Here is a 4,205-nt window from a genome sequence, read left to right as displayed (position 1 = left end):
AATTTGCCGATGCGCTGATGGCGAACGAATCCAAGATCAGCCGCGCCTCGCTCGAAGCCATGTTCGGCCCCAGCGAGCGCTGGGTGAATCCGGAAACGAAAATTCCCGTGCACCTGGCCTACTTCACCCTGCGCGTCGGCAAGGACGGGGCCATCCGCTCCTATGGCGACGTCTATGGGCACAATGAGAAGCTGATCGCGGCCATGGGTCTCGGGAATTCCGCTCCGCCCACCATCATGGCCCAGGCCGAAAACGTCCCCGAAGAGCTTTCTCCGTAACCTGTTCGCGCTGCGGTTACAGTCACCGGTAACAGTTCGTTAGCATTTTCGCCTTGGTTGCGCCCCCTTTTGCCCTTAATAACGAGGGCGTGAGGGGACCGCCTGCGGTTCACACCTGGTTAGCGTTAATAAAATCGAGCGATTTTTACGCTAACGTCCAACGATACTGGCATTGAACCGGGCAGAGTTAGGCGTGACGGGGATTTCCTTTTTGCAGCGTGATAGTTTTCTGCGTATTGTCGCAGCGACGCTCATAACTATTTGTATGACCGGCATTTTTGCCGTGCAGCCGGCTGTCGCCGCCACCGAGCGCGCGCTCTATCTCTATTATACGCACACCAAGGAAACGGCGCGCATCGTCTTCAAGCGCGACGGCAAATATGTGCAGTCGGGCCTTAACGACCTCAACTATTTCCTGCGCGACTGGCGTCGCAACGAACCCACCAAGATGGACCCCCGTCTCTTCGACCTGGTTTGGGAAGTTTATCAAGAGGTTGGCGCCAGCCAGCCGATCAATGTGGTCTCCGCCTACCGTTCGCCGGCGACCAATGCCATGCTGGCCCAGACCTCGTCCGGCGTTGCTGACAATTCCCAGCACATGCGCGGCACGGCCATGGACTTCTTCATTCCCGGCGTGCCCCTGGCAAAGCTGCGCGCCACCGCGATGCGCAAGCAGGTCGGCGGCGTCGGCTTCTACCCGACCTCCGGCAGCCCCTTTGTCCATCTCGACGTCGGCTCTGTCCGCGCCTGGCCGCGCATGACCCGCGCGCAGCTGCAGGATCTTTTCCCCGACGGCCGCACCATGCACCTGCCCACCGACGGCAAGCCGCTCTCGCAAGAGGGCTATCAGGTTGCGCTCAACGAGTGGAAGCGCTGCCACTCCTTCCCCTGCAATGGCAGCAGCTCGGGCACCATGGTCGCCGATGCCGGCGGCGGTAATGGCAAGACACTGATGGACGTGCTGTTTGGCGGCAAGCCGAACAACAATGCCGCCGCGCCCGCCCCCGCTCCTGCAGCAGCCCCTGCACCGGTTCAGGTCGCCGCTGTCGCACCGCAGCAGACCGCAACCCCGGCCGCCGCTCCCGTTCCCGCTCTGCGCCCCGACGATCTCACGGTCGCCGCCGTTGCGGCACCCCAGCAAGCCAATGCCGCTCCCGTTCCGGCAACGCCGACCTTCATTCCGTTCTCGACCGTCGGCAGCGCACCGCTCGACGCTTCGGAACTGGCAACTGCTGCCGAACCGCCCATTCCGCTGATGAAATCCGAGACGCTGCGCGTCGCGACGGCCGCGGCCCTGCCGAGCGGCGACGCGGTTACCGCGCTGGCTGCCCTCACCGACGCTCCGGTTCCGATGCCGCCGCTGCAGACGACGCAGCACCAGCCGGCCGTGGCGCTGACCGCCTATGCCCCGACCAATGATGCGCCCGCCATCGGCCTCGGTCGTCCGGTCATAGCCTCGCTGGCCCCGGCAACGACGGGCTCCATTCCGCCCGCAGCAGCCGGCAAGCTGCCGGTCCTGACGTCGGTCGGTAATCCCATGCCCACCGAGCTCACCGCCCTGCCGGGCACCGAAACCCAGATCGCGAGCCTCTTCTCCGGCACCTTCTCGGCCGCCCAGAGCGCGCAGGAGGCCGATCTTGTCGCCGCGCTGAACAACCACGTTGCCAAGCCCGTCCCCGCCGATGGCATGCGCAAGCCCGCCCTCGTCGCCCCGGATTTTGAACACGTCGCCGACGTCTTCGCCGTCCCGGCAAGCCTGAGCTCGAACCACTTCGCTGTGATCTTCGATCGCGACGAGGCCGACTTTGACCCGACCCCGGAGATGGGCCGCTATGTCATCGTCATGGGTGCCGGCGATGACACAACCATGGGTGGCAACCGCCGTTTCGCACCGGCAAGCAACTAAAACGCCTCCCGGCGCCGCATCCGCGCCACTTTCTTTGATTTCAAGCGTTTGATGTGACCGGCACCCCCGCGTGCCGGTCACTTGCATTGGCACAACCACGAGCCTAAAGACTTCTGTGTTGCCGCCGCATCCCAAGGAGCCCCCGCTTGGCCGAAAAGCCGCAAACTCCGTTGCTCGACACGGTCAAATCGCCCGCCGACCTGCGCGCCCTGCCCCGCGAGCAGTTGCGCCAGCTTGCCGACGAACTGCGCACCGAAGTCATCGATGCGGTTGCCGTCGCCGGCGGGCATCTGGGCGCCGGCCTTGGCGTTGTCGAACTGACCGTGGCCCTGCACGCGGTTTTCGATACCCCGCATGATCGCATCATCTGGGATGTCGGCCATCAGGCCTACCCGCACAAGATTCTCACCGGCCGCCGCGGCCGCATCCGCACGCTGCGTCAGAAGGATGGCCTTTCCGGCTTCACCCGTCGCGCCGAAAGCGAATACGACCCGTTCGGCGCCGGTCACTCCTCGACCTCCATTTCCGCAGGCCTCGGCATGGCGGTCGCCAGCGAGCACATGGGCACGCCGCGCAATGTCGTTGCCGTCATCGGCGATGGCGCGATGTCCGCGGGCATGGCCTATGAAGCCATGAACAATGCCGGCGACATGGATGCGCGCCTCGTCGTCATCCTAAACGACAACGACATGTCGATCGCCCCGCCAACCGGAGCGCTGCGCGCCTATCTCGCCCAGCTCGTGTCGAGCCCGGCCTATCGCGGCACGCGCGACGCAGCCAAGTCCGTCGTCAGCAAGCTGCCACAGTTCCTGCACGAACCGGCCCGCAAGACCGAAGAATTCGCCCGCTCCTTCATCACTGGCGGCACGCTCTTTGAAGAGCTCGGCTTCTACTATGTCGGCCCGATCGATGGCCACAACCTCGACCATCTGCTCCCCGTACTCGACAATGTGCGCGAAATGGAAAAGGGCCCGGTCCTGATCCACGTCGTGACCAAGAAGGGCAAGGGTTATGCGCCGGCGGAGAACTCGGCCGACAAATATCACGGCGTCAGCAAATTCAACGTCATCACCGGCGCCCAGACCAAGACGCCGTCGAACGCGCCTTCCTATACCTCGGTCTTTGCCGAAACCCTGATCCAGGAAGCCAAGAACGATCCGCGCGTCGTCGCTGTCACCGCCGCCATGCCCTCGGGCACCGGCCTCGACAAATTCGCCGAGCTGTTCCCCGATCGTATCTATGACGTCGGCATTGCCGAGCAGCACGCCGTCACCTTTGCGGCGGGCCTTGCCAGCGAAGGCATGCGCCCCTTCTGCGCCATCTATTCGACCTTCCTGCAGCGCGCCTATGATCAGGTGATCCACGACGTGGCCATCCAGGGCCTGCCGGTGCGCTTCGCCATCGACCGCGCCGGCTTTGTCGGCGCCGACGGCCCCACCCATGCGGGCAACTATGACAACGCCTATCTCGGCGCCATTCCCGGCATCGTGCAGATGGCGGCAGCCGACGAGGCGGAACTCCGTCATATGGTTGCAACTGCCGCCGCTCACGACGCGGGCCCGATCAGCTTCCGCTATCCGCGTGGCGACGGCATGGGCGTCGACATGCCCGCCCGTGGCGAAATCCTCAAGATCGGCAAGGGCCGCATCGTGCGCGAGGGCAGTACCATCGCGCTCCTCTCCTACGGCACCCGCCTGGGCGAAGTGCTCGCTGCCGCCGACAAACTCGCAGCCCTCGGCCTCAACCCGACGGTTGCCGATGCGCGGTTCCTGAAGCCGCTCGACGAAGAACTGATCACCCGCCTCGCCCAGACGCACGACGTGCTGATCACCACCGAAGAAGGCGGCCTTGGCGGCTTTGGCAGCCATGTCGCGACCTTCCTTGCGTCCAATGGCCTCCTCGATGGCAAGGTGCGTTTCCGCCCGCTGATGATCCCGGATCGCTTTGACGAGCATTCGAGCCAGAACGACATGTATGCCGCCGCCGGCCTCGACCGCCACGGCATCGTCCAGACCGCTCTC

At 64.6% G+C, this 4,205-nt stretch carries 2 protein-coding genes and 1 pseudogene; all 3 read left to right on the top strand.

From position 1 onward, the window contains the following. Nucleotides 1-278 (top strand): annotated as a pseudogene (locus J0I64_RS02415) (hypothetical protein); the annotation flags it as partial. Between the two features lie 265 nt (nt 279-543). Beyond that, entirely contained in the window at nt 544-2,184 is a 1,641-nt protein-coding gene (locus tag J0I64_RS02410) for a DUF882 domain-containing protein (protein WP_291406035.1), read from the top strand. A gap of 146 nt (nt 2,185-2,330) precedes the next feature. Further along, on the top strand, nt 2,331-4,205 hold a 1,875-nt coding region (gene dxs / locus J0I64_RS02405; protein ID WP_291406034.1), incomplete at its 3' end, for a 1-deoxy-D-xylulose-5-phosphate synthase.

This window comes from Devosia sp. (genome assembly GCF_017307565.1).
In the GTDB taxonomy this organism is placed as follows: Bacteria; Pseudomonadota; Alphaproteobacteria; order Rhizobiales; family Devosiaceae; genus Devosia.
Note: the sequence above shows the minus strand (reverse complement) of the source record. Positions and strands in the feature narration are given on the sequence as shown.